This window comes from Modestobacter sp. DSM 44400 (genome assembly GCF_900107175.1).
Lineage (GTDB): Bacteria > Actinomycetota > Actinomycetes > Mycobacteriales > Geodermatophilaceae > Modestobacter.
Genome location: NZ_FNOZ01000177.1, coordinates 1 through 1,217, shown reverse-complemented (window position 1 = coordinate 1,217; position 1,217 = coordinate 1). Strand labels below are relative to the sequence as shown.

At 68.3% G+C, this 1,217-nt stretch carries 2 protein-coding genes; one reads left to right on the top strand and one right to left on the bottom strand.

Annotated features, from left to right (window positions below):
- Positions 1-637 precede the first annotated feature (637 nt).
- Positions 638-838, bottom strand: a complete 201-nt coding sequence (locus tag BLW04_RS30005; RefSeq protein ID WP_175484320.1) for a hypothetical protein — start codon at positions 836-838, stop codon at positions 638-640.
- On the opposite strand from BLW04_RS30005, the gene BLW04_RS27290 reads away from it, so the two are divergent.
- Positions 816-1,217 (top strand): transposase family protein (locus tag BLW04_RS27290; protein WP_175484319.1); only part of this gene is annotated, 402 nt, incomplete at its 3' end. The genes BLW04_RS30005 and BLW04_RS27290 overlap by 23 nt on opposite strands.

Here is a 1,217-nt window from a genome sequence, read left to right as displayed (position 1 = left end):
ATCCACCGTCAGCATCGAGGGGCCACGGGCTTCTCAGCCCGAGGCCGCGATCCTCACAAGATCATGTCCTTCTTCCCCCTCAAGTTCGAAGAGCCTCGATGCGACGCCTTTTCGTGCGACAGGAGCGGGCGACGTGCGTTTCGCGAGCTTTTCAAGCTTTCCAGTCACGGTGCTACATCAGCAGCTCCAGCTCGCTGGACCAAGCAAGCAACGAAGCGCCTTGTCGTATCCAGCGAGTCGTTCCTCAATGGTCAGTTCAGGCTCCACTCTCAAGCCCACGGCGTAACCTTCCGCATAACCGTCTTCAGCGCCACGCGCGTATCCCGCTGCCTCGCCGTCGCCGTGCCCCTCGCTGTACCCGGCATTGTGCCCGTCGGCCACTCCAGACGGATAGGCCGCTTCCGCCCCCTCGTTGAGGTTTTCTCACCAGGTTTGGCGGCCTGAATGACACCGTCGCTGGTGGCAGCGGGTGTTCCAGATGTGGGCGCGGGCTCTCGGGGTCAAGATCGTCTCGCCAAAGCCGATCTCCTCTTCCCCGGGAGCCCGCTATGTCTCATCGTGCCAGCTTGGATGTGTCCGCACCGGTGCTGAGGGCGGTGACCGGGTGGATCCCGGCCGGCGCCGGCGCCGGCCGGGATCACGGCCGGCCCAGCGGGCCGGCACGGTGCACACCCAGGTCGTCTTGGTGCTGCGCTGGCTTCGGCACCGCCTGGACCTGCGGCTGCTGGCCGGCGACGCCGGGATCAGCATCGCCACCGCCTACCGCTATCTGCACGAGGGGCTGGACGCCATCGCCGCGCAGGCACCAGACCTGCATGACGTTCTCGACCGTGCGCACGCCGCGGGCCTGGCCTACCTGTGCCTGGACGGCACGTTGGTGCCCACCGACCGGGTCGCCCCCCGCGCCGAGGCCGGCAACAACCTGCGGTACTTCCGGCAAACACCGCGCCTTCGGCGGAAACGTCCAGGTCATCACCGACCCGGGCGGCTTTCCGCTGTGGGTCTCGGCCGTCCGTCCCGGCCGCACCCACGACATGCGCGCGGCCCGCGAGCTGGTGCTGCCCGCGCTGTACCCGCACGCCGCCCGCGGTCTGCCGGTGCTGACCGACAAGGGCTACACCGGCGCCGGCGTCGGCATCCACGCGCCGATCAAGCACCGACCCGACGGGCCGCTGCACACCGACAACCGCTGCTACAACGAGTTGATCACCGCGCTG